The sequence below is a fragment of the Vibrio sp. YT-15 genome (assembly GCF_033337445.1).
In the GTDB taxonomy this organism is placed as follows: domain Bacteria; phylum Pseudomonadota; class Gammaproteobacteria; order Enterobacterales; family Vibrionaceae; genus Vibrio; species Vibrio alginolyticus.
In genome coordinates this window covers 1-1022 of the sequence record NZ_JAWOQR010000182.1, presented here as the reverse complement: position 1 = coordinate 1022, position 1022 = coordinate 1, and the positions used below count along the sequence as shown (strand labels likewise).

The window sequence follows — 1022 nt, the reverse complement described above, 5'->3', positions numbered from 1 at the left end:
TTACTATTTACAGTTTTGTATTTTATTACTTTAATTATTTATGAGTTTTGCTTACCCTCTCGACTATTAATAAAAATATTAGTTAGCACTATGTCTAAGAGCAATTTAATTACTAACACTGGACACCGCTTTATTTCGAAAGGCAAGACTGCCTTTAAGATCCACATTCATACTCCTGACGATACTGTTTTGCATCGCTCAGTGGGTTTTGTTCGTATTGGAGAGAAAAAGGGCTTGAAGAAAGCCATCAAACTAAGAAATGAGTTGGGTAGAGAAATGTGGGGCAAGTTTTGGCGACGTCTATTAAAAGACCCGTACTTAATGACGCGTCTGCCGCACAGCGTTGAGCCTAAAATCGTTCATAAGCCTAACCCTACCCTTGAGAACCCAGACAACCGAGACACTTGTTACATTGCGAAATGGCGCGAGTTTAACGATAAGGGTGAATACAAATACAAGACGGTAGTACGTTCGATTAACAAATACGGCAAACTTGCCGCTTACATGCAAACGAAAAAGGCACTACTAGAAGCCCACAAAGAGAACTTAGAAATCCTCACTTTTATGGGCCGACTCAACAGTATCGATCTGAAGTAATCCACTCTCGTACTTACACAATTTAAAAGCGCTTCTGCCACATTTCGCTTCACTGCTAAACATGATTTCGAGAGTTGACCCTCTATCGAACGCAAAAAGAGAACCCGTCATCAACCGGTTCTCTTTTTTGTGTCCACCATTCACAAATTAAGCGATACAAAATGAACAGATAAAAAAAGCCCCGAAGAGCGAACTCTTCGGGGCATTCAGCTTTAGGCTGCTATTCTACGGTCGGATAGGAGCTTATTGCTGAACTTGGTATTCGAACTCAGGTACAACGATTTCTACACGACGGTTTTGTTGACGACCTTCACGAGTATCGTTTGATGCAATTGGGTTGTTTTCACCTTCACCGCGAGCTTGGATGCGTGATGCATCGATGCCTTTTTCAACTAGCGCGTTTGCTACAGACTCAGCACGTTTCT

At 41.8% G+C, this 1022-nt stretch carries 2 protein-coding genes; one reads left to right on the top strand and one right to left on the bottom strand.

The window, feature by feature from the left end; genetic code table 11:
• Window positions 1-90 precede the first annotated feature (90 nt).
• A complete protein-coding gene (locus R7D93_RS26160; RefSeq protein ID WP_005482262.1) occupies window positions 91-597 on the top strand; it encodes a hypothetical protein in 507 nt (168 codons plus the stop codon).
• A 243-nt stretch (window positions 598-840) separates the two neighbouring features.
• On the opposite strand, the gene R7D93_RS26155 is transcribed toward R7D93_RS26160, so the two are convergent.
• Window positions 841-1022, bottom strand: a 182-nt coding sequence (locus R7D93_RS26155) for an OmpA family protein (protein ID WP_318129664.1), incomplete at its 5' end; no start/stop codon positions are given.

Bases quoted from the DNA above. Each gene is read 5' to 3' on its own strand.
- R7D93_RS26160 (WP_005482262.1), top strand. From the start codon at position 91: ATGTCTAAGAGCAATTTAATTACTAACACTGGACACCGCTTTATTTCG.